This window comes from Gramella sp. MT6 (assembly GCF_019357415.1).
GTDB lineage: Bacteria > Bacteroidota > Bacteroidia > Flavobacteriales > Flavobacteriaceae > Christiangramia.
In genome coordinates this window covers 3,608,078-3,632,253 of the sequence record NZ_CP048410.1, presented here as the reverse complement: position 1 = coordinate 3,632,253, position 24,176 = coordinate 3,608,078, and the positions used below count along the sequence as shown (strand labels likewise).

At 39.5% G+C, this 24,176-nt stretch carries 19 protein-coding genes and 1 pseudogene; 5 read left to right on the top strand and 15 right to left on the bottom strand.

Annotation, left to right across the window (positions count from 1 at the left end):
• The first annotated feature begins 62 nt into the window (after positions 1-62).
• Genes G3I01_RS16455 through G3I01_RS16435 form a run of 5 tightly spaced genes read left to right on the top strand, consistent with a single transcriptional unit; the run spans position 63 to position 4,896 of the window.
• Positions 63-356, top strand: a complete 294-nt coding sequence (locus G3I01_RS16455) for a hypothetical protein (protein WP_108172058.1) — start codon at positions 63-65, stop codon at positions 354-356.
• Positions 357-2,213 (top strand): DNA mismatch repair endonuclease MutL, encoded by a 1,857-nt coding sequence (mutL, locus tag G3I01_RS16450; RefSeq protein WP_219549748.1) that lies wholly within the window; start codon positions 357-359, stop codon positions 2,211-2,213.
• Positions 2,213-2,956 (top strand): rhomboid family intramembrane serine protease, encoded by a 744-nt coding sequence (locus G3I01_RS16445; RefSeq protein WP_219549746.1) that lies wholly within the window; start codon positions 2,213-2,215, stop codon positions 2,954-2,956. The genes mutL and G3I01_RS16445 overlap by 1 nt, the downstream gene beginning before the upstream one ends.
• The gene (locus tag G3I01_RS16440; RefSeq protein ID WP_219549744.1) at positions 2,956-3,861 is read left to right on the top strand and encodes a rhomboid family intramembrane serine protease; all 906 of its coding nucleotides are present in this window, start codon (positions 2,956-2,958) and stop codon (positions 3,859-3,861) included. Before G3I01_RS16445 ends, G3I01_RS16440 begins: the two co-directional genes overlap by 1 nt.
• On the top strand, positions 3,862-4,896 hold the full coding sequence (locus G3I01_RS16435; RefSeq protein ID WP_219549742.1) for an endonuclease/exonuclease/phosphatase family protein: 1,035 nt from the start codon (positions 3,862-3,864) through the stop codon (positions 4,894-4,896).
• Here the strand turns inward: G3I01_RS16435 and G3I01_RS16430 are convergent.
• The 15 genes and pseudogenes from G3I01_RS16430 to udk form a co-directional block, all read right to left on the bottom strand.
• Complete coding sequence (locus G3I01_RS16430; protein WP_219549740.1) at positions 4,876-5,526, bottom strand: WbqC family protein; 651 nt, start codon at positions 5,524-5,526, stop codon at positions 4,876-4,878. The two genes, G3I01_RS16435 and G3I01_RS16430, sit on opposite strands and share 21 nt — an antisense overlap.
• A gap of 4 nt (positions 5,527-5,530) precedes the next feature.
• Positions 5,531-7,099, bottom strand: coding sequence for a signal peptidase I (gene lepB, locus G3I01_RS16425; RefSeq protein WP_219549738.1), 1,569 nt, complete (start codon positions 7,097-7,099; stop codon positions 5,531-5,533).
• Positions 7,100-7,150: 51 nt separating this feature from the next.
• Positions 7,151-7,870: a 4-hydroxy-tetrahydrodipicolinate reductase gene (dapB, locus tag G3I01_RS16420; RefSeq protein WP_219549736.1), complete on the bottom strand. Its 720-nt coding sequence runs from the start codon at positions 7,868-7,870 to the stop codon at positions 7,151-7,153.
• Between the two features lies 1 nt (position 7,871).
• Entirely contained in the window at positions 7,872-8,474 is a 603-nt protein-coding gene (locus tag G3I01_RS16415; RefSeq protein ID WP_219549734.1) for a DUF5683 domain-containing protein, read from the bottom strand.
• Positions 8,464-9,366 carry a ParB/RepB/Spo0J family partition protein gene (locus G3I01_RS16410; RefSeq protein ID WP_219549732.1) on the bottom strand — a complete coding sequence of 301 codons (903 nt, stop codon included), beginning with the start codon at positions 9,364-9,366 and terminating at the stop codon, positions 8,464-8,466. The genes G3I01_RS16415 and G3I01_RS16410 overlap by 11 nt, the downstream gene beginning before the upstream one ends.
• A 5-nt stretch (positions 9,367-9,371) precedes the next feature.
• Positions 9,372-10,133, bottom strand: a complete 762-nt coding sequence (locus G3I01_RS16405) for an AAA family ATPase (protein ID WP_219549730.1) — start codon at positions 10,131-10,133, stop codon at positions 9,372-9,374.
• Between the two features lie 153 nt (positions 10,134-10,286).
• Positions 10,287-13,115 (bottom strand): insulinase family protein, encoded by a 2,829-nt coding sequence (locus G3I01_RS16400; protein WP_219549727.1) that lies wholly within the window; start codon positions 13,113-13,115, stop codon positions 10,287-10,289.
• A gap of 183 nt (positions 13,116-13,298) precedes the next feature.
• Positions 13,299-14,180: an SDR family oxidoreductase gene (locus tag G3I01_RS16395; protein ID WP_219549708.1), complete on the bottom strand. Its 882-nt coding sequence runs from the start codon at positions 14,178-14,180 to the stop codon at positions 13,299-13,301.
• Between the two features lie 15 nt (positions 14,181-14,195).
• Complete coding sequence (scpA, locus tag G3I01_RS16390) at positions 14,196-16,328, bottom strand: methylmalonyl-CoA mutase (RefSeq protein ID WP_219549706.1); 2,133 nt, start codon at positions 16,326-16,328, stop codon at positions 14,196-14,198.
• A gap of 23 nt (positions 16,329-16,351) precedes the next feature.
• On the bottom strand, positions 16,352-17,743 hold the full coding sequence (locus G3I01_RS16385; RefSeq protein ID WP_219549704.1) for a methylmalonyl-CoA mutase subunit beta: 1,392 nt from the start codon (positions 17,741-17,743) through the stop codon (positions 16,352-16,354).
• Positions 17,744-17,779: 36 nt separating this feature from the next.
• Entirely contained in the window at positions 17,780-18,094 is a 315-nt protein-coding gene (locus G3I01_RS16380) for a septum formation initiator family protein (RefSeq protein ID WP_219549702.1), read from the bottom strand.
• A gap of 108 nt (positions 18,095-18,202) precedes the next feature.
• Complete coding sequence (locus tag G3I01_RS16375) at positions 18,203-18,877, bottom strand: class I SAM-dependent methyltransferase (RefSeq protein ID WP_219549700.1); 675 nt, start codon at positions 18,875-18,877, stop codon at positions 18,203-18,205.
• A 104-nt stretch (positions 18,878-18,981) separates the two neighbouring features.
• Positions 18,982-20,322 carry a RagB/SusD family nutrient uptake outer membrane protein gene (locus tag G3I01_RS16370; RefSeq protein ID WP_219549698.1) on the bottom strand — a complete coding sequence of 447 codons (1,341 nt, stop codon included), beginning with the start codon at positions 20,320-20,322 and terminating at the stop codon, positions 18,982-18,984.
• 16 nt (positions 20,323-20,338) lie between these two features.
• Positions 20,339-23,317: a SusC/RagA family TonB-linked outer membrane protein gene (locus G3I01_RS16365; protein ID WP_219549689.1), complete on the bottom strand. Its 2,979-nt coding sequence runs from the start codon at positions 23,315-23,317 to the stop codon at positions 20,339-20,341.
• Positions 23,318-23,515: 198 nt separating this feature from the next.
• Positions 23,516-24,136, bottom strand: a pseudogene (gene udk, locus G3I01_RS16360) (uridine kinase); the annotation flags it as partial.
• Positions 24,137-24,176 lie beyond the last annotated feature (40 nt).

Genomic DNA, 24,176 nt, shown 5'->3' with positions numbered 1-24,176 from the left:
CCTGATGCTTCGGATTTTTGAAGCATTTTGAGTAAATTTGGATCAGCAAATAATCTACAGTTTTGAAAATCAATTTTAACAAGATCAGAAAAAACACCAGGTATAACTATACCCCGCGTTATTATAAGGGTAAGGATACCGGGAATATTTATGATTTTGATTCAAAATTCAACAAATACAGAGAGACGACCAACGCGATAGATTTTGGATCTCATTGGGCTGAGGCTAGAGAGTCCAGCAGAACCAGGGGAAACCGAAGCATTAACCGTCGCGTTATCTATATAATTATAATTTTACTTTTCATTTGTCTGTGGATATTAGATTTTGATTTGTCCATTTTCTCGAATCCCCGTTAAATGAGTAACGTAATACAATTGTTGCCCGATCATGTTGCTAACCAGATCGCTGCGGGTGAAGTGGTGCAACGTCCGGCCTCGGTAATAAAAGAACTTCTCGAAAATTCAATAGACGCAAAGGCCAGCCGTATCCAGGTTGTGATCAAGGATGCGGGTAAATCACTTATTCAGGTCATTGATGATGGTGTGGGTATGAACCTTACCGATGCTCGTATGAGTTTCGAAAGGCATGCCACATCTAAAATAAAGATAGCAGATGATCTTTTCAGTCTTAAGACGAAAGGTTTTCGTGGGGAAGCACTAGCTTCTATAGCCGCGATCGCTCATGTGGAGTTAAAGACCAGGAGAGAAGAAGATGAGGTAGGAACCTGTCTTAAGGTGGAAGGCTCCCAGGTTGTTTCGCAGGATCCATGTGTAACGCCAAAAGGAACCTGTATTTCGGTAAAGAACCTTTTTTATAATATCCCTGCCCGTCGTAATTTTCTGAAATCTGATAACGTGGAAACCCGTCATATCATTGATGAGTTTCAGAGAGTGGCGCTGGCACATCCAGATATCAGTTTTTCCCTTATGCATAATGGCAATGAGCTTTTTCAATTACCAATGGCCAATTTCCGCCAGCGTATTACCAATATCCTGGGCGGGAAGACCAATGAAAAGCTGGTTCCGGTAGAAGAAGATACCGAAATCGTAAAAATTTCAGGCTTCGTAGGAAAGCCTGAATTTGCTAAGAAGAGTCGTGGTGAGCAGTTCTTTTTTGTGAATAACAGGTTCATAAAGAGTCCCTATCTCAATCATGCGGTGGTGGCTTCTTTTGAAGGCTTGTTAAAAGATAAAAGTTACCCGAGCTATTTCCTATATCTGGAAGTAGATCCCAAGTCTATAGATATCAATATTCATCCAACCAAGACCGAGATCAAATTTGATGATGAACATGCTTTGTATGCCATACTTAAAAGTTCTATAAAGCATAGCCTGGGCCAGTTCAATGTAGCTCCAATGCTGGATTTTGAAAGAGATTCTGAATTGGATACGCCTTATGAATACAAGAATAAGGAAGCAGACATGCCCCAGGTAGAGGTAGACCGTAATTTCAATCCTTTTCAGCAGGACTCAGCGCCGAAAACACAATATTCGGGCGGAGGTACCGGTTATAAAAGGGATAAGCAGCCGGAATGGGAAAGTCTTTATTCCGGAATGCAATCTGAAACTGAAACCGATCTGGATGTTGGGCAGATAGAATTTGAAAGCGAAGAGGTGACCGGCAATCTTTTTGGAGCTAAACAGGAACAGACAGAAAAGTCAACTTTTCAGGTTCAGAAGAAATATATTGTTTCCACACTTAAGAGTGGAATACTGGTAATAGATCAGCATAGAGCGCACACCAGAGTTTTGTATGAAGAACTTTTGAAAAATATAACCGTTTCATCTGCAGTTAGTCAGCAGTTATTATTTCCATTAAGGCTTCAGTTTAATCATCATGAGGTAGAAATGCTGAAGGAGATAAAGGAATCTCTGGAACAAACCGGTTTTATCTTTTCTGAGATCAAGAAAGATGAGGTGGAGATCACCGGGATACCAACCCTGATTTCTGAAAGTGAAGTGGAGATCCTGCTGGAACAGTTACTGGCAGATTTTGAAAAAGATGTACCTGATAACGGGTTCTCACAAACCGATCTCCTGGCTAAGTCTCTAGCAAAATCCATGGCCGTTAGATCTGGTACCTTGCTGAATTCGGCCGAGCAACAACATATTGTAAATAGGTTATTCGCCTGTAAAGAGCCGGCGGTTAATCCTTTTAATAAAACAGTGTTCACGACTTTATCTGTCGATGAACTCGATAAAAAATTTGCCTAATGGGAAGAATGACCGAAACCGTAAAGGTTTTATTAATAATCAACGTAATATTCTTTATTGGTAGCCAGCTAATCGGTGAAGTCGCCTACGAGTATTTCGCACTATGGTTTATTAAAAATCCAAATTTCCAGGTCTGGCAGATAATTACCCATATGTTCATGCATGGAGGCTTTATGCATATACTTTTTAATATGTATGCTTTGTGGGCTTTTGGTAGCCCTATTGAACAGATGCTTGGCCAGAAAAAATTTATATTCTTCTATTTTTCTGCCGGGATAGGAGCGGCTCTTTTACATACCTTAGTGAACTATTACGGCTATCAAACCGGGATGCAGGAATTGATGAATGCCGGGATGAGTATGGCCCAAGTGGATAATTTCCTTTATACCGGCGAATACCCAAAGAGCATTCTGGAAAATGTTTCTATGGATCAGCTTCAAAACCTTTATGGAGCCTTTTCCAATCCAGCCGTTGGAGCGTCTGGTGCCATCTATGGTATACTGGTCGCTTTTGGAATGATGTTCCCTAATGTGGAACTTTTCCTTCTTTTTGTTCCGGTACCAATTAAAGCCAAGTATTTTATTCCCGCTTTAATTGTCTTAGATTTGTTTTCTGGAGTTACCGGTTATTCAATTTTTGGTGGCTCGATCGCACATTTTGCCCATGTTGGAGGTGCGCTATTCGGTTTTATCATGATGTATTACTGGAAAAAGAATCAATTTAACAATAACCGCTGGTATTGATGAGATCATCAGACAGACTTAGATATAAGATCCAGACCGCTACGGTCACAGAGAAGCTCATTGCCATCAATGTGCTGGTCTTTGTCGTGTTCTTTCTGTTGAGAACTATAGCTTACCTGTTCCAGTTGCCTTCAGAATTTTTACTGGAATGGTTTGTATTCCCTAAGGAGCCCATGGAATTCTTATTGAAACCATGGTCTATCATTACCTATTCTTTTTTACATAGCGGAATATGGCATATTCTGTCAAATATGCTGATCCTTTATTTTTCAGGGATATACTTTCTGAACTATTTTTCACCCAAACGACTCCTTAACTATTATTTCCTTGGAGTCATAATTGGAGCATTGGTCTATATGCTTAGCTATAATCTTTTCCCTGCTTTTCAGGGAACAGGGAAGTCTTATCTTATGGGGGCTTCTGCCGGAGTTATGGCGGTTTTGATAGGCATCGCTTCTCATGTTCCAAATATGCGGGTTAGATTGATGCTTATTGGGAGCGTGAAATTCTGGTGGATCGCGGCATTTTTAGTAGTGCTGGACGTTATCCAGATCCCTATGGGAAATGCTGGCGGACATTTGGCTCACCTTGGTGGAGCAGGGCTTGGATATCTTTACACCAATCAGCTTAAAAAAGGGAATGATATAGGGAAATGGTTCGAAAACCTCATGGATTCTATCGCTTCAATCTTTAAACCAAGAGAGCGAAAGGCCAGGATGAAAACCGTACACAGAACCGGGAAAACAGCCAAGACCACAAGACGAACTTCAACTAGTAAAAACGTTAATAAGGACGAAAAGCAAAAAAGAGTAGACGCTATCCTGGATAAGATAAGCAAGAGTGGTTATGAGAGTTTAAGCAAAGCTGAAAAGGATTTCCTGTTCCAGGCCGGTAAAGAAGATTAAATGAAGAAATTAGGCTTATTTGATAAATTCATTTTTATTCTGAATTCCCTAGCGGCGACGGCTCTATTATTTTCCTATTTACTACCTCATATTCCACCAAAATCATTTCCACTTCTTTCAGTATTAAGTCTCGGTGTACCCGTGCTTATTATTTTGAATTTATTATTTCTTGTATACTGGCTTTTCAGACTTAAAAGACAGGTATTACTTTCTCTTATCGTTCTGCTTCTTGGATATAAATATGTGGCCGGTTTTGTTAGAGTATCATTAGGAGATGAAGAGGATGAAAAAGTATCAGACCTTTCCCTGATGAGCTATAATGTGCGTATGTTCAATGCATATCAATGGTCCTCCAGGAAGGATATTCCTGAAAAGATCACCGGTTTTATCAAAGACAAGGATCCCGATATACTATGTGTGCAGGAGCATTATGTTGGTGCGGCAGAGCTGGCCAAGATCTACCCTTATGAATATGTAAAGCTGAAGGGTAAAAATGCTGAATTTGGATCTGCTATATTTTCGAAGTTCCCGATCATCAATCAAGCTTCCCTGGATTTTCCGCATAATGGCAATAATAATGCTATTTATACCGATATTGTGATCAGGGAAAAAGATACCGTTCGTGTATTTAATGTTCATTTTCAATCGCTGAATATAAAACCGGGTATAGACGACCTTCAGAAGGAAGATTCGAAGAAATTACTGGGTAGGATAGGCTATGGTTTTTCATTGCAGCAGGAACAGGCAGAAATGCTCATGGACGAACTTAATAGCTCTCCATACAGGACGATAATCGCTGGAGATTTTAATAATACCAGTTTTTCGTATATCTATAATCTTATCAAGCAGGATGGAAGGTATAATGATGCTTTCCTGGAGGCTGGTAATGGTTTCGGAAAAAGCTTTAAGCTGAATTATTTTCCGCTTAGAATAGATTTTTTATTGATTGAGAACGGAATGAAGATCAACGAATTTGAGAAATTTGAGATCGATTTTTCGGATCATTACCCAGTGCTAACCAGGATTGGTATCTAATTTCTGCGATTCCAGATAATCTAAAGCTGCGTTACCTTCATTAAAGATCAGATCCAGGATACAAAGGTTGGGCAGGAAACCTGCTTTAGAATCGAAAACCTGGGTATACTTAGCATTGATAAGCCCCTCATTAGATTTAGCATTCACCAACTCCCTGTGGTTTATTATATCATTTGGTCTTAGAATAAATTCTCCGGTCTTTTCGAATTCCCACTCCAGCTGTAAACTATCTACAACGAATTCCATGCAATGATAATTGAAGTCCATTAAGAATTTGAAGTCTTTGTGGTATAAAGGATAAAGATCATCTTCATAGAACTCGAAGAACGGGGACGTCTGGTAAGAGGCTTTAAAAGCTCTCCAATGCTGAGTTTGCCAATTAAATTCATTCTCGATCTGCACATCTTTATACTTCTGATGTCCTTTGGTCTTCAGGCCCAGCGCTGAACTATGCTTGATGGGAATATTAAGTGTAAGCTTACCGTTAGCATCATAAATGTACATTCTATTCCTGTAGGTCTGCTTCTGGTAATTATCCTCGTTCTCAAAAACCACTTTATCGGCTTGTGCAATTGCCACCCATTGGCTTATTGGCCCAAAATAGGAGGGATGTAATAGAACAGATCTCATGGTCCTATGCTTCTTCTCTACGTTTCTTGAAATATTTCCATCCAAAGAAGATCACCATAATGATAAGGAAGTATGGCAATAGAGAGGTAGGTTCTCCATCACCTTTTACGGTGGTGAAAACTCTATCCCATCTAATCTTTTTGAATCCGCTGGCATTAGAATCCCAACTCATCCAGATGAACACTGGTTTTCCTACTACGTGATTTTCGGGAACGTAACCCCAGGTACGGCTATCTTCAGAGTTATTCCTGTTGTCACCCATCATCCAGTAGTAATTCTGTTTGAAAGTATAGCTATCTATCGGCTGCCCATTTAATAAAACCTGGGTGCCATTAATAGATAATTTATTATCCATACCCATTTCAGATCCTTCGTAGGTTTCTATGATCTCCCTATAAAAGGCCATACTTTCAGGAGTGATATCTACTGTAACTCCTTCTTCCGGAATGTAAATTGGACCAAACTGGTCATTATTCCAGCTTCTTTTTCCGTCGTTAGGAAACATGCTGGTCTTTTTAATACCTACAGAATCTACGTAACGCTTTATTGAAGCAACATTCGGATGATTTTTAAATCGCTCGAAGCTTTCGTCTGATAAAGACTGAATAAAGAAAGCATTGTTATTAGGATTATAGGAATAACCATCGGTTATATCATATAACTTATAAAGGCTTTGCGGATTGAAAGGTTGCCCCTTGGTTTGTCCTATGTATGAGAATTGAGGTTTAGCTCTGTCTGGAAGCTCAAGTTGTTCCCCGTTAATATGAACATAGCCATCAACTACCGAAAGGGAATCTCCCGGCACTCCTACAGCTCGTTTAACGTAATTCGACTTTTTATCTACCGGTTTTTTGTAGTGCTTACCCGAGCGATCAAAAAATTTACGGACTGTATCTACAGGCCAGTTGAAAACAACGATATCGTTCCTTTCTATTTTTTCAAATCCCGGAAAACGTAAATATGGGATCTGCGGTTTATTTAAATAAGATTTGATCCCAAGCACCGGAATTGTATCGTGAACCATAGGGAAGGCAACGGCTGTTTCAGGCACCCGAGCGCCATAATGGAATTTGCTAACGAAAAGAAAATCACCAACCAGCAAGGTCTTTTCCAAGGAGGATGTTGGTATGGTGAACGGCTGCATAAAATAAGTATGAACTATCGTAGCGGCAATAACTGCAAAAAGAATAGAACTAATCCATTCCCCGGCCTCACTGCGAGGCTTAAGGTCACGATCTGCGATGTAAGCATCGTTTGTCGCGTAGTTCACATAATAGATGTAAAAACCTAAGGTAAGTATGACCGCGAAAGTTTCTGCAGTAGAATTTCTACCAAAACTTCTAATGGTTTCCACCCAGATCACCGGAATGATAATAAGATTTACGATAGGGATAAACATCAAAATCACCCACCATTTTGGACGGTTAATGATCTGCATTAGTACTATCGCATTGTAAACAGGGATTGCTGCTTCCCAGGCTTTTCTACCAGCTCTTTGATATAGTTTCCAGGTTCCTAGAAAATGGACTACCTGTAATAACAGGAAGAAAATAAACCATTCGGTAAAAGTCATATTTTAGAATCTTTACTGTATAAGGCAGAATTTGCCTCGAATTGTTACATTTTAATTTTGAAAAAGATCTGCCAGGACATCCTTCATGGTGAATATTCCAGACTTATCTTTTAGATATTCTGCCGCGACAACAGCTCCCAAGGCAAAACCCTGTCTGGATTTAGCTGTATGAGTGATTTCAATTTTATCTACTGGTGAGTCATAAGTCACGGTATGAGTTCCAGGAACATCTTCAATTCTTTTAGCATATATTGGGATCTCATCTTCATCGGCATCATCTAGTTGCCAGCCTTTTAATCTTGAATTTTCTTCCAAGATCTGTTGAGCCAGGGTAATAGCGGTTCCACTAGGTGCATCTAACTTTTTTGTATGATGTATCTCTTCAATATCGACCTTGTAATCCTCCAGACCCTGCATCATTTCAGCAAGTTTTTGATTTAACTGAAAAAATACATTTACCCCTAAACTAAAATTAGAGGCGTAAATAAATGCTGAATTTTCATCCTTGCAGATATTTCTGGCTTTTTCATATTGGTCCAACCAGCCGGTAGTACCGCTAACAACCGGAATGTTATTTTTAAAACAAGTGGTTATATTTTTAAACGCTGCTTTTGGGATACTAAAATCTATGGCAACATCGATATTCTTATCTTTTAGATCGTGATTTTCTATATCATCACTGATCTTTAATACGATTTTATGGCCACGGTTTTCAGCAATCTCCTCGATGGTCTTTCCCATTCTTCCGTAACCTAAAAGAGCGATATTCATATTAGAATCTGTAATTAAGTGTGAGTCCGTAATTTGTTTTGCCGGTCAGGGCATCGAAATCAAGCCCTGGTTTTACTGAGAGGTCTTCGTCAACATTAAACTGCCTTAAATGCGCCTCTACATTGGCATCGATAATATTTAAAATATAGACGCCAACCGTTACCAGGATGGAAATCTCTTTATTTTTTTGATAGAATTCCTGCGCATCGATTAAACGGTTCGTTGGGATTCTTTGTTCTCCATTTACTGTAAATTCATCTTTTCTTCCAGCAAGTCTGTCTTTATAGGCATTACGATAACGATCATATTCCTTGTCATTATCCAGGTAGAAATAAATTCCGGTTCCAATCCCGGCATAAGCTATGGGAATCTTCCAGTAACTGCCATTATAGGCCTGTCCTAATCCAGGAAGAACTGCTGAATAAAATGCTGCTTTGGCGGGAGCAAGGGCGTTATAGGGTTCGTAGTCTTTTTCCCTTTGTTCTCTTTTCAGCTCTTTTCTGGATTTTTTTTCTGAAGTCACTAACAGGGAATCCTGCTGAGCCGTAGCTATCGAAGCGATCAGTAGAAAAAAGAATAGGAAAAATTTAGGATTACTCTTCACCCCGGATTAATTTTTTGATCCTTTCGAAATCTTCTTCTGAAGAAAATGGGATGGTTAATTTTCCACTACCTTTTTTTGTGACCTTCACATCTACTTTGGTACCAAGGTATTCAGTAAATTCCTTGACTCCTTTTTTATAGGTTTTCGGGACGCTAACTTTTTTAGTTGCAGCAGAAGGTTTTCCGTCAGAATTCAGCTCACGAACCAGTTGCTCTGTTTCCCGAACTGAAAGTGATTTCTGAATAATCTTTTCGTATATATCAAGTTGCTTCTGGGGATCATCAATATTAATAAGTGCTCTACCATGTCCCATACTTAAGAAGCCATCACGCATTCCTGTTTGAATGATTGGGTCGAGCTTTAAGAGTCTCAGGTAATTCGCGATCGTAGAACGGTTCTTACCTATACGCTCGCTTAATTGCTCCTGGGTTAACTGTATCTCGTCGATTAATCTCTGGTAAGAGAGGGAAATCTCGATAGGATCAAGGTCCTGTCTCTGGATGTTTTCTACAAGCGCCATTTCCAGTGATTCCTGGTCATTGGCAATTCTTATATAAGCCGGGATAGTATCCAGGCCAACAAGTTTAGATGCCCTGTATCTTCTCTCTCCTGAAACCAGCTGATATTTATCAAAGTCAAGTTTTCTTACCGTGATTGGCTGAATTACGCCTAATTCACGGATGGAGGAAGCAAGCTCCTTAAGAGATTCCTCGTTAAAGCTAGTTCTTGGCTGAAATGGATTTACTTCTATAGAAGACAATTCCAGTTCAACAATATGGCCAACCAGTTTGTCGGCATTTTTATCCTCAGCAGATTTTATATCATTTTCCGGATCTTTCAGTAGGGCTGAAAGTCCTCTTCCCAACGCTTGTTTTCTGGTAGCCTTCGCCATTTGTCTTAATTTTTCTTGATAATTTCATGTGCCAGGCTCAAATAATTGCTGGCTCCTTTGCTTGAAGCATCATAGTTAATGATACTTTCTCCATAACTGGGCGCTTCACTTAAACGTACATTTCGCTGAATGATTGTTTCAAAGACCATTTCGTCAAAATGTTTCTTAACCTCTTCCACAACCTGATTAGAAAGTCTTAATCTCGAATCATACATAGTTAATAGCAGACCTTCGATATCCAGTTTATTATTATGGATCTTCTGAACACTTTTGATAGTGTTTAATAATTTGCCCAAACCTTCCAGTGCGAAATACTCACATTGGATTGGAATTATTACTGAATCTGAAGCTGTAAGCGCATTCAGCGTCAATAATCCCAGGGAAGGAGCACAATCTATCAGTATAAAATCATATTTGTCTCTAAGTGGTTCTATTGCCTTTTTAAGCATAGATTCCCTGTTCTCCTGGTCTACCAGTTCAATTTCTATGGCAACAAGATCAATATGCGCCGGGATAATATCCAGATTTGGTGAACTGGTCTTTAGGATCGCCTCTTCGGCTTTTATGGAGTGTTCCAGTAACTGGTAAGTACCCTTTTCAACCTCTTCTACGTCTATACCAAGACCTGAGGTAGCGTTAGCCTGAGGATCGGCATCAATCAATAATATCTTTTTTTCCAGAACCCCAAGCGAAGCAGCAAGGTTCACAGATGTTGTGGTTTTACCCACGCCTCCCTTTTGGTTGGCAATAGCAATGATTTTACCCATTAAAAATGTATGATTTTTGAAAGGTAAAAATACAATTTATTATAGGTTTAGAAAATGAAATTGTTAACAGCTTCTAAAGAAAAACCGGTATTTCCGTAGTTATATGGAAATACCGGTTTTAAAGATTGTTCATAAAAATTATAAACCTCTTTTTTAGTTTGCTGATTCTTCAGTTTCAGGCATTAAAACTCCTAATAGATAATTGTCATTAAGATATTTTTCAGCCATTTTCTGAAGGTCGTCTGCTTCAAGCTCCTCAACCATTTCGTTGTAATCCTTGATTTCCGAAAGGTCATAATTCTCACTATCGGCTTTTTCCAGCTGATCTATCCAGAATTTATTTTCCTTAAGCTTTTCTTTTCGCTGTAGTTTAAAGGTTTCCTTGACCTTTGCAAGGTCCTCTTCTGTTGGACCATTTTCTCTAATCTTCTCAACTTCAGCCAATGCCGCTTCGGTTAATTTTTCAACATTTTCAGGCCCACAAGGGAACCCAATGGAGAAATTGTAACTTTCGTATGGGATCTTAGACATGTTTCCACGCGCTCCTACACCATACACTCCGCCTTCTTCCTCACGTAGTTCTTCAACCAGTTTAATGGTCAAGACCTCCGACAGAGCAGTTAGAGCAAGGTCGTCTTCCTCATCATATTCAGTTTCACCATTCCAGATGATGCTTACACGGCTCTTTGGATCTGAACCTTTATAAACCGTTTTTTCCCTGTAATAATCTGTGTTTTCACGAAAAGTTGGTTCTTTGTAATCTTCTTCAGAATTATTAGATGGAAGACTGGCAATATATTTAGAAGAGAATTCCTTTAATTTCTCTTCATCGATATTTCCTACGAAGTAGAAAATGAAATCTGAAGCGTCACTAAATCTTTCCTGGTATTTTTCGTAGGCAAGATCGTAATCCATTTCATCATATTTTTCAGGAGTAGGGAAACCTACATGTCTAGGGTTGCCTTCATTTCTGAACTTATTAAGTTCATTCTGAAAATAGAAGTTAGGATTAGACATCAGGTTGCCCAAGAAATTCTTTTGCTTGGTGGTGAAAGAATTATAAGCTTCTTCATCTTTATTCAGATCTGTAAAATAAAGATGTATCATCTGCATCATGGTCTCGAAATCATTTGGAGTAGTGCTTCCATTGAAACCTTCAGAATAAGTGCTGATTCCGGGTCTCACATTTACAATTTTACCGCTCATCATCTTGTTGAGCTCATTCTTGTCCAGGCCTCCAACACCCGCTTCGGTTAACCCAGCATTGGCAAATACTGTAGACTGGAATTCCTCGTCTGAATATAGAGAGGTTCCTCCCGCGCTATAGGCTGAAAATAGGATCTCATCATTTTTAAAATCGGTTTTTTTATAAACTACTTTTGCACCATTGCTAAGTATAAGCGTATTAAAACCAAGCTCGTCGTTTGCCTTAACTTCTTTAATACTTCCCGCGGTTGGCATTTCGGTGATCAGGTTTTCACGAACTTCTTCATATGAATATTCGGCGATCTCTGAATTTTCCACTTCATTTAATACCGCGAGTACTTCTTCTTCTGTTACTTGTTTAATCGATTCCTTGGCAGGACCGGTTAGCACGATAACCCTGTTCTCATCATGAATAAAATCATTTATGAGTGCGTTAATATTTTCAAGGCTAATGTCATCCAGGTTTTCTTTAGCGAACTCGTAAGTCCATTCAGTTCCCGGGATCGGTGAATTTTCAAGGAAATTATATACGTATTGATTTACAAGTCGGTTACTTTCCTGCTTATCACGATCTTTATACTCTTTTTCCAGTCTGGCTAAATATTCCTTTTTGGCACGTTCGAATTCATTCTGATTGAAACCATATCTTTTAACTCTCTCATTTTCAGTAACCAGGGCTCTTAAAGCAGTTAACTGATCATTTTCACCGGTCATGGCAAAGGACTGATAAGCATTTTTTAAAGGAGAATAAGTACTGCCATAATAAGAATATCCGTAAGTGAAAGGTGGAGTAGGGCTGTTGGCAAGTTCTTCAAGCCTGTTATTGATCATGGTAGAGAACATATTTTGCTCTAGCTTCTCCTTATAATCATCTATGGTAACTACATCTTTAGCTTCTTCCAAATCCTTATAATAGATCTGAACTCTACTAAAATTGGCCTCGGGATCTGATGCAATCGCTACAAAAGTCTCGTCATGATTAGGAACTCCATATTCTTTTCTTTCAACCGGATTTTCTCTGGCTTCAAGATTTGAAAAATGTGATTTTATTTTTTCTTCTATAGTTTCAATATCCAGGTCGCCAACGGCGATAACAGCCATCAAACCTGGTCTGTACCAATCTTTATAGTAACTACGAATGGTTTCATAATCTGCATTTTGAATCACTTCTTTTTTGCCAATTGGTAATCTTTCAGCATACCTTGAATTATACATAACCTTAGGAAGGTATTCCTGCATCATACGCTTATCCGGACCTAGACCTAAGCGGTATTCTTCCAGAACCACTCCACGTTCCCCGTCGATAGCTTCTTCAGTTAAAAGGGCATTATGTGCCCAATCTTCCAGAACAGTGAATCCACCTTCTAATTTTTCAGGATCATCACTGGGAATAGGTAAAATATAGACTGTTTCGTCAAAACTGGTATAGGCATTGAGGTCTGCGCCAAATTTTACACCTATACTTTGCAGATAGTCTACTAATTCATTTTTCTCAAAGTTTTTGGTGCCATTAAAGTTCATGTGCTCAACGAAATGAGCAAGTCCCCGCTGTTCGTCTGTCTCGAGAATAGACCCGGCTTTTATGGCAAGTCTTAATTCTAATTTGTCTTCCGGTTTCCCATTATTTCTAATATAATAAGTAAGTCCGTTGTCTAGCTTACCAATTTTTACATTGGGGTCTGTTGGGATCTTTTCTGGTGTTTTGTTTTGCGCCAAAGCAAAGTTGGTCACAACCAGAAATAATACCCAAAAGGTACTGGTAAAGTAATTTTTCATAAAAATTTATATAGGTGTTATTAAATATGTCTGTAAGATAGAATTTTTCAGAAAGATTCTCATAAAACCGGTATATTTTTAACGAAAAAGTTTAACGGTATGCTGTAAAATAAAAACCGGATCAAATCCTGCGAATTTCAGGAATCGATACGGTTTTTGAATAAAATTTATTACTGACCTCTTTTAGCCGTTCTTCTTAGACTTGATCATATTTTCCAGCATATCCCACATTTCTTCAGGAACTGCTTCCAGTAAATTGAACTGTCCGGCTCCTTTTAGCCATTCTCCACCGTCTATGGTGATAACCTCACCATTTACATAAGCAGAAAAATCTGAAACCAGGTAAGCGGCAAGGTTGGCGAGCTCCTGATGATCACCAACTCTTTTTAAGGGTACTTTTTTAGCAAGATCGAATTTCTCTTTCAGATCACCCGGTAAAAGCCTGTCCCATGCACCTTTGGTAGGGAAGGGACCGGGAGCGATGGCATTGGATCTGATTCCATATTTAGCCCATTCCACGGCTAGAGATCTGGTCATTGCTAATACTCCGGCTTTTGCAGTTGCACTCGGCACAACATAAGCTGAACCCGTCCAGGCATAAGTAGTCACTATATTAAGGATGGTCTTATTTTCTTCCTTCTTATCTATCCAGTGTTTACCAAGAGCCAGGGTACAGTTCTTACTTCCTTTCAATACAATATCTATAATTGTGTCAAAAGCATTCGCACTTAATCTTTCAGTAGGAGAAATGAAGTTTCCGGCAGCGTTGTTCAGTAGAATATCTACAGATCCAAATTCTTTTACTACTGCATCGCGCATAGCTTCAACCTGATCATAATGTCTTACATCACATTGCACCGCAAAACATTTTCCGCCGGTCTCTTCTTCAAGTTCCTTTACAGTATTTTCAAGTTTTTCTATATTCCTGGAAGTGATGGCTACATTCGCACCAAGTTCAAGAAAGTATTTGGTCATTGATTTTCCAAGTCCGCTTCCTCCTCCGGTTACGATAATATTTTTCCCTTCAAGAGCATCGTCCCGAAGCATTTTTTTCTTTAAATCCATATTGTTGGTTGGTTTTTATTCGTCGATTAATATTTCTAATAATTGTATGGCAGCATCACTGATCTTGGTACCCGGACCAAAAACTGCAACTGCACCGGCATCAAAAAGAAATTGATAATCCTGGGATGGGATTACCCCGCCAACAATTACCATAATATCTTCTCTGCCTAATTTCTTTAATTCTTCAATTACCTGAGGAACCAGGGTTTTATGTCCCGCAGCAAGGGAAGAAACTCCTAAAATATGCACATCATTTTCAACAGCCTGTTGTGCAGCTTCCGCAGGGGTCTGGAATAGAGGACCAATATCCACATCAAATCCAAGATCGGCATAACCTGTAGCAACTACTTTGGCGCCGCGGTCGTGGCCATCCTGGCCCATTTTAGCGATCATGATCCTTGGCCGGCGACCTTCCATTTCGGCAAATATATCGGCCAGTTCTCTTGCTTTATTAAACGAACTGTTATCTTTCATTTCTTTCGAATATACTCCGCTAAAGGATTGAATTTTTGCTTTATATCTTCCGTAAACATCCTCTAAAGCATCGCTTATCTCACCCAGACTTGCTCTTTCTCTCGCAGCTTCTACCGCAAGAGCCAGTAAATTAGCATTTTCTTCTTTAGCAGCTTTTCTTAAATTTTCCAGTGACTGCTGAACTTTTTCTTCATTCCTTTCAGTCCTGATCTTTTCAAGTCTGGCTACCTGCTGTTTTCTAACCGTTTGGTTGTCTACTTCAAGGGTGACCAGTTCATCTTCTTTTTCCAGGCGGTATTTATTGACCCCTACGATCACATCGGTCTCGCTATCTATTCTAGCCTGTTTTCTGGCAGCAGCTTCCTCAATTCTCATTTTTGGAATTCCTGCTTCAATAGCTTTGGTCATTCCGCCCAGTTCTTCAACTTCTTCAATAAGCTTCCAGGCCTGTTCAGCGATCTGCTCCGTTAATTTTTCTACATAAAAACTTCCTGCCCACGGATCTACAGTTTTGGTAATATTGGTTTCCTGCTGCAGGTATAATTGAGTATTTCTGGCGATCCTTGCTGAAAAATCTGTTGGCAGTGCAATGGCTTCATCCAGTGCATTGGTATGTAAACTCTGGGTTCCGCCAAAAGCAGCTGCAGCAGCTTCTATGCAGGTTCTCGCGACATTATTAAAGGGATCCTGTTCAGTTAAGCTCCATCCACTGGTTTGGGAATGGGTTCTTAATGAAAGGGATTTTGGATTTTTAGGATTGAACTGTTTTACCAGTTTTGCCCACAACATTCTTGCTGCTCGCATTTTCGCGATCTCCATAAAATGGTTCATCCCGATTGCCCAGAAAAAGGAAAGTCTTGGAGCGAAACTGTCAATATCCATTCCCGCATCCAAACCTTTTCTAATGTATTCCAATCCGTCAGCTAAAGTATAAGCCAGCTCAATATCGCAGGTCGCACCGGCTTCCTGCATATGATATCCGGAAATACTAATACTATTGAACTTTGGCATATTTTGAGAAGTATACTCAAATATGTCTGATATGATCTTCATCGATGGAGTAGGAGGGTAGATGTAGGTATTTCTAACCATGAACTCCTTCAGAATATCATTCTGTATGGTTCCTGAAAGTTGTTCTGGCTTTACTCCCTGTTCTTCGGCAGCAACTATATAAAAGGCCATGATAGGAAGCACCGCTCCATTCATGGTCATGGAAACCGACATTTTATCCAGCGGGATCTGATCAAATAGGATCTTCATATCCTCTACTGAATCTATGGCTACCCCGGCTTTTCCGACATCACCTACAACTCGTTCATGATCTGAATCATAACCACGATGCGTTGGGAGGTCGAATGCTACCGAAAGTCCTTTCTGGCCTGCAGCAAGGTTTCTTCTGTAAAAAGCATTGCTTTCTTCAGCGGTTGAAAATCCTGCATACTGGCGTATTGTCCATGGTCTGCTTACATACATGGTGCTGTAAGGTCCGCGCAAATAAGGTGGGATACCAGCAGCAAAATTCAAATGTTCAGCTTCTGAAATATCTTCTTTGGAATATGAGGTCTTGATCTCAATTTCCTCAGGTGTTTTAAAAGTTTCCTTTTGCGAATCAGGTTTTCTACTGGAGAACTCCTTATCGGCAAGGCTTATATTTTGAAGATCTTTGCGTTGCATAAATCTTAATTTTATTGGGTTGGCTAGCTTTGTTTTTCTTTTTCTAATCTCTTCTGTTCACTCTCTTCACTCAGCCGTTTCTCAAGTATAGGTTCAATTAAAATTTTTCTCGGATTTTTTTTCAGGAATGGGTATAACTCAATATCATCCTGCATTTTGTCATCTGGATTTTCGAACTTATTTGTTCCTATTAGGACAAGATCTCCGTTATTGAATTTCTCCTGTTCTGCTGCAGCACTTTCTTTTATTTTCTTTTGAATGACTCCAGATTTTAATTCTTTCAAAAAGCCTCCGCCTTTTTCAATTTCCTTGAAGATTTCCAGTGCTTTTTCAGCAAGTTGTTTCGTCAGGGTTTCAATATAATAGGTGCCTTCAGCCACATTACCAACTTTATCCAGGTAACTCTCATTCCTCATGATAAGCAACTGATTCCGGGCTATGCGGTCTCCAAATTCATTGTCCTTATGATAAATGGCATCATATGGCATGTTGTAAATAGAATCTGCCCCTCCCAGGATCGCACTCATACCTTCAGTAGTTGTACGTAGGAAATTCACATTATAGTCATACAATGTTTTAGTTCGTTTTGTTGGTTGGGCCACAATATGACAATCTGTTTTGAAACCGAATTCTTCTGCTACTGTCGCCAATATCCATCTAAGTGCCCTGATCTTTGAGATCTCAAAGAAATAATCTGAGCCTACCGAAACGATAAACTGAAAGGTAAATTTTGATTTTTCCTTCTCTGAAAATTCAAGTTGATCCAAGTGATTTAAATACTCGGTGACATGGGCAATGGAGTAGGCCAGTTGTTGCGGAATATTAGCCCCTGCATTTTGATATAATCCCAGGTCTATACTAACAGCCGACTCTAAATTTGAAGAGTTATTCAGGATCTTCTCAAGTTCTGAATGGTCTGCTTTTAAGCTGTCAAACCAGTTTCCAGATCTGGCCAGTTTTCCAATGATATCGGTCTGAAGAAATACCTTAAGATCCTTACCTGCTATAAATTCATTCAATTTCTGAACGTATTCCGCATCAAGAAATTCTGGTTTTAAATAGACCGTGATCCCTGCGGGAAGATCTTTAAAAAGTTCAGCGAAATCGATTTCTTGTGAGGGTAAAATAAACCATAGCGCTTCGGTTCCTTTCTGCAATCTATCCAGCGCCTTTTTATTGGCGGTTTCGGCAGAAGTAACATATATTTTTTCGCAAATATTCCAGTGAGCGGGATTTGAAACCTGAAGTGTTTCCTGCAAATCCTCTGAGGAGTAAAATGGTTTAATGTCTATACCGTGAAGGGTTTTGGTAACCAATTTCTCATTATAATCGGCACCCTTTAGATCGGCCTGGATCTTTTGTTTCCATTGTTTTGCAGAAACTTCTTCAAATTCCTGAAATAACAATTTTTTCATTCTCGTTGATTTTGGTTGGAAAGATTAGCGAAAACCTTAATCTATGGTGTCATATTCAATTATATAGATATCTTCATCTGGCCTTTTCATGTAATATTTCTGCCTGGCGAACTTTTCAAGCTCTACCGAATCCTGAAGTTTTTCTATGACTGCCTTATCTTTCGCGATTTCCTTTTGATAATATTCTTTATTGTCCTGCAACTCGTCTATTTCCTGATCGAGTTCATGATGAATAAACCATGAATTGGTATCCAGAAAGAACATCCATATAACGAATACGAGGCTTATCAGCATATATTTATTGCTAATAATTCTGAACCAGGGTTTTTTACGCAGGTCTTTAAATTTCATACCCGGCTAAGATACAAAATATAGGAAAGGCTTTTTAGCGGGCTAACAGAGATTTTTCCACTAAAAGATTATTAAGGATCGAGATTGATCATTATTTCTGCTAATGAGTTATGAAGTAGCCTTACTCAATTCGAAGATCACAGATAAAGGTTGATTTTCGTTATTTACTGGTTCTTTTATGGATTCCAGGTATAGACCGCAGGTATTGAATGCTTTATACCAGTCGGTAAAAGTTCTTATATACCATTGATGGGGATCTTTAAAATCACCTTTTAATCCCGCCCATGAGTCTTCTATCCATTGACTTTTATATGGAAGGGAGTTTTTAATTAGGAAAGCTGGATGCAATGTCTGGATAAAGATCCTACCATTTTTAGACATTATCGTCTTTAAACTTTTGAAGAGTAGTTCTGTTTCTTCATTTAAAAATAGGCTGAAATTATAGATGATCGCATCAAATGGGTTTCCTGTAATGTTAGGATCCAATATGATTTCTTCGTAAGATAGGTTCAGGTAGTTCTGATCTCCTTTTTTCTTCGCATTTTCGATCAGGGGAGCAGAAGCATCGCTCCCGGTACATGTAATTCCCGTTCTGGATAATTCCCTGGTTAACCAGCCTTCGCCACATCCGAGGTCCAGAAGATTTTTAGGTTTATGGCTAACTACTGAATCAATAATAGCCGCATTCGTGAATTTCCGGGATTCTATGATCCCGCCTTCAATGGCCCTGATCCATTCTGAAGCATTCTTCTCCCAGGTCCTTTTTATCTCATCATTTACCATTTGCTTAAGGAATAGTTTAAAAACAATTCAATTTAATCAAAAAAAGCAGGGAAATAACCTAAGGTCAGATCCCTGCTTTCTGATTTTAAAAAATTATCCAACTACTAAATTGCCGGATCCTGCGGCGTATTAGGATTGCTATTTCTCTCAATGTCTGGATATGGATAAAAGTTCCTGTTCCTTTCTTCTGTAAAGATCATTGACTGTCCGCTTGGAGCAGGTCTGTTAAACCTTCTGCTGTCTTCCAAACTCATTCCGGTTAGGAAAAGTTCTGCTCTACGGTTCTTATAGATCTCCTTTAATACGGCTTCTACTGTTTCAGGCCCAGAATATGCATCCAGATCTGCACTCAATCCCAGTGGATCACTGCTGTCTGTTAAAACAGCGTTTAGTGCCGAGATAGCAGCATCGATATCCGCCGGTGACTTTCTAAGGTTTGCTTCAGAAATTATAAGATCCATTTCATCTGGAATATATAGAGGAATAGCTTCAGTATTAACATCAAAGAAACCGGCCAGGTCCTCTATAGGTAAACCATTCTGGTTGTTTACATCTAGAGGGATGAGGTAAAAGTCAATTCTACCGTCTTCAGGATCAAGATCAAAAGATTCTGGTAACCCAAAATTATCTCTGGGTTTGAAGTTTGGTGAATCATTTAGATAAACCCGGCTCCAGATAGGATTCAAATTCTGAGAATCATATACGAACAATGAAACCGAGGATTGGTCTACCGAATTTGCCGCAGAAATAGCTGCTTCATAATTTCCTGCGAAGAGGTTATAACGGGCTTTCATCGCACGTATTGAATTCAAAAGATCAATATTTCCCTGGGTAACCTGGTTTGTAAACTCGTCTGAAGGGGGAGTGGCGGTTAGAATAGCTTCGGCTTCGTTCAATTGATTAATAGCAAATTCGAAACCCTGTTGACGTGAAACGAATTCAGCGTTGTTATCTGGATTTGTTACCGTTACCACCTGCTCAAAATTCTGTGATAGGCTACCAATGGCCATTGCCTGGAAAAGTTTAGCATGGGCTACCAACCCACTTTCGGTACCAGGATCAAGGGTAATATTGGGAGCATTGGTTTGGATATCTTCAGCGATCTTCACCACGCGTAGCATGGTAGACCAGAGTCCCTGAACATTCGAATTGAAATTGGGTAAGGAAGCCCCACCATCTTCAAGCTCGATCATATTCTGGAAAGTGGTGGTTATGCCACCTTCACGGGTTGTTATCGCAGGTGTTTCCACTATCCAGCGTAACCCGGTTGTCGAATAGATTTGCTGCAGACCTACGCTGGCAGAAAGTATTCCTTCTCGTGAGGAATAAGTTTGCTCACTGGTCGCCTCGTTGGGATTATCAAAATCTGTTTCACAGGAAGCTGCTAAAAAGATTCCCAGTAATCCCAACATCAAATATTTAGTGTTTTTATATATGATTTTCATTTTTATCTTTTTTGAGTTAGAAGCTAACGTTTACACCGAATTGGAAGGTTCTTGGGATAGGAACTCCGGCAAAATCGAATCCTCTTACACCATTACTTTGTCCTGCGGCATTGATTTCAGGATCCCAACCGGAATAATCGTCCCAGGAAACAAGATTTCTTCCTACAAGGCTTAAACGTATGTTATCAATATAATTGAAAGGTTTGTAAAAAGTATAGGCCAGAGAAACTTCTCTTAGCTTCACGAATGAGCCGTCTTCCACAAACTCTTCAAAAATATTCGCCTGTGCACCACCATAACCTTTTGGGCGGTTTCCTAACAATTCTTCACCAACATTTGAGCCACCTCCAAAGATCACATTATCTAACAGTCTTCTGTTCCAGTTGAAAACATCAAATCCCTGTACTGCATCAAGTTGGACACGTAGATCGAAGCCCATAAAGCGGAATTCATTGATAAGAGAGCCAAACCAATCTGGATTTGGATCTCCAATAACTTTAGATGATGAACCGTCTTCAGTTCTACCGCTGAATGGATATCCATTTTCATCAAGGCTTATACTGCCATCGGGATCCCGGGCGTAGAACTGCCTGTAAAAAACTCCTAGCGGTTCTCCTTCTATAACATAGTTGGTCGCGAAACTTCCGGCAAGGGCAAATTGTCCTCCACCGGCAACTTTTGTCACCACGTTATCATTTTTAGTATAGGTAGCAGTAATATCCCAGTTGAAATCTTCGGTTCTAATTGGTGTACCTTTTAATAGAAGTTCAATACCTTCATTTTCTAGGTTACCCACGTTCTCTATTCGGGAACTAAAGCCTGAAGATGGAGCCAACTCCCTTGGTAAAAGAAGATCAGTTACTTTTTGTTTATAATAGGTAAACTCAATCCCCAGCCTGTTATCAAGTAATCCGGCATCAAAACCAAATTCTATTTCATCCTGTCTTTCTGGAGCTATATCCAGATCTCCCTGCTGTGCATTGGGAATTAAACTGGTAGACCCATTGATCGCTGACGGACTGAACCTGGTATATCTTTGAAAAGCCCCTAATGCGGTGAGGTTACCCGCCTGCCCCCAGGACGCTCTTAATTTGAAAGTGTTGAAGGAATCACCAAAGGTATTTTCCCAGAAATCCTCTTCTGAAAGTACATAAGATAGACTGGCTTTGGCGTATAGCTGATTTCTTTCGTCCTCACCGAAAGTAGAGGCGCCATCCATTCTAAGCGCACCGTTTACATAAAGCTTGTCTCTGAAATTGAAAGACTGCTGAAAAAATGTACCCCAGTAAGAGATCTGGAATCTGCTTTCCCCTTGCTCCACAATACTACCGCTGGAGGCAGTTTCAACAATAGGAGGAAGGCCGTTGGCATTAATTCCAATTCTGTCACCTTCTTCGTATTGCCATGAACCACCAAGAGTTGAAGTAGATTTTAGGTCATCACTGATGTCGAACTGGTACACTAAATTAAGGTCACTATTATACTGAAACCTGTTTACATCTGACCTTCTTGCAAATCCGTCACCGTTTGGAGAAGTATTATTAATTGGAATGTAAGCTGTAGCAGACTGGTTATAGAAATCCACACCTAACTTGTAACTTGCCGAAAGATTATCGGTTATGGCCGCATCCAGCCCCACACTGGTTATGATCCTGTTGAGTTTCTGGCCAAAATCAAACCTGTTAACTGCTTCCAAAGGGTTGGTTCTGGGAACCAGGAGGGAAGTAACAGGATAAATCCCAGATTCATTGGGATAGGGATCTATAGAGTTATCGCTAAAAACGAAACCGGTAATGGCACCGTAGGCCGCATTAATACCACCATTTGGAATATCATTACTTTCACTTCTAACATAGTTCAAGCCAGCAGTAATATTGAGCCAGTCCCAGGCTTTTTGGGTAATTGTAGCCTTTAGTCCATATCTTTTAAAATCGGTATTTTTAATTATACCTTCATTATCAAGTTGCGATGCTGAAATAAAATAAGAGGATCTGTCTGAACCTCCGCTTACCGATAGATAATTCTCTATTCCAAATGCACTGTCGAAGAAAAGATCCTGATAATTGTACCGGGTAACCGGAACTGTTTCCAGGTCGGTTCTGGTAAAGGGATCTGCCCAGGCCAGGGGAACATTGTTATAATCGATTTCTTTTCTGAGCTCATGGAATTTAAAATTGGTAGAATAGGTGAATTTAGTTTCTCCAGCCCGACCTTTTTTTGTGAAGATCTGCACAACTCCATTACTCGCACGTGAACCATAAATAGCGGCGGCAGCTGCACCTTTTAGAACTTCTATTTTCGCAATATCATTTGGGTTAATATCTGCAAGTCGGTTTTGATTATTTCCTCCAAGATCTATAAGTTCATTACTAGAGTTGTCGATGATGATTCCATCTACAATATATAATGGATCTGAACTACCTAAAACTGTACTGGGGCCCCTAAGTCTAATGCTTATACCTCCAGCCGGGTCACCGGAATTCTGCTGAACCAGGGCACCGGTGATCTTACCGGCAATGGCCTGGTCTACCGCGGTAGCGCCATTATTCACTAAATCATCTCCGGTTAAGGTAGAAATGGCATTTCCCAGGGTTCTTTTATTTACACCAATAGTAGATCCAGTTACCACAACTTCATCAAGATTTAGAAGATCTCCCTGTAATTGAAAATCTGTTGTAATATCTGTCTGGCCTGCTAATTCTACCGGAACCGTCTTGGTGACATATCCAACATAACTAGTCATTAAATTATAAGTTCCCGCATCTAAACTCGCGGTAAAATTATAATTACCATCAAAATCTGTGATCGCACCATAATTGGTGTTTTCAATTGAAACCGTCGCACCAGCAATTGGCTGATTATTACTTGGATTGATCACAGTCCCCGAGAAGCTATAAACCGCTTCCTGGCCTTTCGCATTAAAACTTAAAAACAGAACAGCCAATAGAAGCCAGATCTTTCCATTTTCAAGGATTTTTGAATACTGTTTTTTCATAAAATGAATTTAGTGGTTAGGATAATTTTTAGTGTTAGGTAATAAGAGTAAGTGTTTTTTAGGTTTGTAATAAGGTTAAATTACTAAAAATCAGTACCGTTGTAACTTCCAATAGATTTAACTATCAACTATATATTAACAAAGCCTCGAAAGTAAATTTCCGAGGCCTTGTCTAGTATTTTAGAGTGTGAAATTCTTTTAGAACAGTCTGTCCTTGATAATGGTTTGTACAATATCAACAGCAACAGTATTATAACGGTTGGTTGGAATAATAATATCTGCAAATTCTTTGGTTGGTTCAATGAATTGCTGGTGCATAGGTTTCAAAGTGGTCTGGTAACGCCATAATACTTCTTCCAGATCACGACCTCTTTCTGCGATATCACGTTTCAGTCTTCGAATTAATCTTTCATCACTATCGGCATGAACATAGATCTTAATATCAAAAAGTTCGCGAATTTCGGGATGTGTAAGGATGAGAATACCTTCAACGATAACAACTTTTCTTGGTTTTATCTCCACAAATTCACCAGTACGGTTATGCTCTTTGAAAGAATAAACAGGCTGTTGGATGCTTTGTCCAGATCTCAAAGTTTTGAGGTGCTCACCTAATAGATCGAAATCTATGGATTTAGGATGGTCGAAATTTATCTTTTTTCTGTCTTCGAAACTCAGGTGGGTCGTGTCCTGATAGTAGGAATCCTGAGAGATCACATCGACTTCTTCATGTTTTAACTCGTCGATGATCTGGTTAACAACAGTGGTTTTTCCGCTACCGGTTCCTCCGGCAATACCAATTATAAGCATGTTCCTGAAATTTCGGCAAAGGTAATATTAGTTTTAAAAAACTTTTGCTGAT

Coding starts and splice junctions, on each gene's coding strand:
- mutL (WP_219549748.1), top strand. CDS start 357: ATGAGTAACGTAATACAATTGTTGCCCGATCATGTTGCTAACCAGATC.
- G3I01_RS16445 (WP_219549746.1), top strand. CDS start 2,213: ATGGGAAGAATGACCGAAACCGTAAAGGTTTTATTAATAATCAACGTA.
- G3I01_RS16440 (WP_219549744.1), top strand. CDS start 2,956: ATGAGATCATCAGACAGACTTAGATATAAGATCCAGACCGCTACGGTC.
- G3I01_RS16435 (WP_219549742.1), top strand. CDS start 3,862: ATGAAGAAATTAGGCTTATTTGATAAATTCATTTTTATTCTGAATTCC.
- G3I01_RS16430 (WP_219549740.1), bottom strand. CDS start 5,526: ATGAGATCTGTTCTATTACATCCCTCCTATTTTGGGCCAATAAGCCAA.
- lepB (WP_219549738.1), bottom strand. CDS start 7,099: ATGACTTTTACCGAATGGTTTATTTTCTTCCTGTTATTACAGGTAGTC.
- dapB (WP_219549736.1), bottom strand. CDS start 7,870: ATGAATATCGCTCTTTTAGGTTACGGAAGAATGGGAAAGACCATCGAG.
- G3I01_RS16410 (WP_219549732.1), bottom strand. CDS start 9,366: ATGGCGAAGGCTACCAGAAAACAAGCGTTGGGAAGAGGACTTTCAGCC.
- G3I01_RS16405 (WP_219549730.1), bottom strand. CDS start 10,133: ATGGGTAAAATCATTGCTATTGCCAACCAAAAGGGAGGCGTGGGTAAA.
- G3I01_RS16400 (WP_219549727.1), bottom strand. CDS start 13,115: ATGAAAAATTACTTTACCAGTACCTTTTGGGTATTATTTCTGGTTGTG.
- G3I01_RS16395 (WP_219549708.1), bottom strand. CDS start 14,180: ATGGATTTAAAGAAAAAAATGCTTCGGGACGATGCTCTTGAAGGGAAA.
- scpA (WP_219549706.1), bottom strand. CDS start 16,328: ATGCAACGCAAAGATCTTCAAAATATAAGCCTTGCCGATAAGGAGTTC.
- G3I01_RS16385 (WP_219549704.1), bottom strand. CDS start 17,743: ATGAAAAAATTGTTATTTCAGGAATTTGAAGAAGTTTCTGCAAAACAA.
- G3I01_RS16380 (WP_219549702.1), bottom strand. CDS start 18,094: ATGAAATTTAAAGACCTGCGTAAAAAACCCTGGTTCAGAATTATTAGC.
- G3I01_RS16375 (WP_219549700.1), bottom strand. CDS start 18,877: ATGGTAAATGATGAGATAAAAAGGACCTGGGAGAAGAATGCTTCAGAA.
- G3I01_RS16370 (WP_219549698.1), bottom strand. CDS start 20,322: ATGAAAATCATATATAAAAACACTAAATATTTGATGTTGGGATTACTG.
- G3I01_RS16365 (WP_219549689.1), bottom strand. CDS start 23,317: ATGAAAAAACAGTATTCAAAAATCCTTGAAAATGGAAAGATCTGGCTT.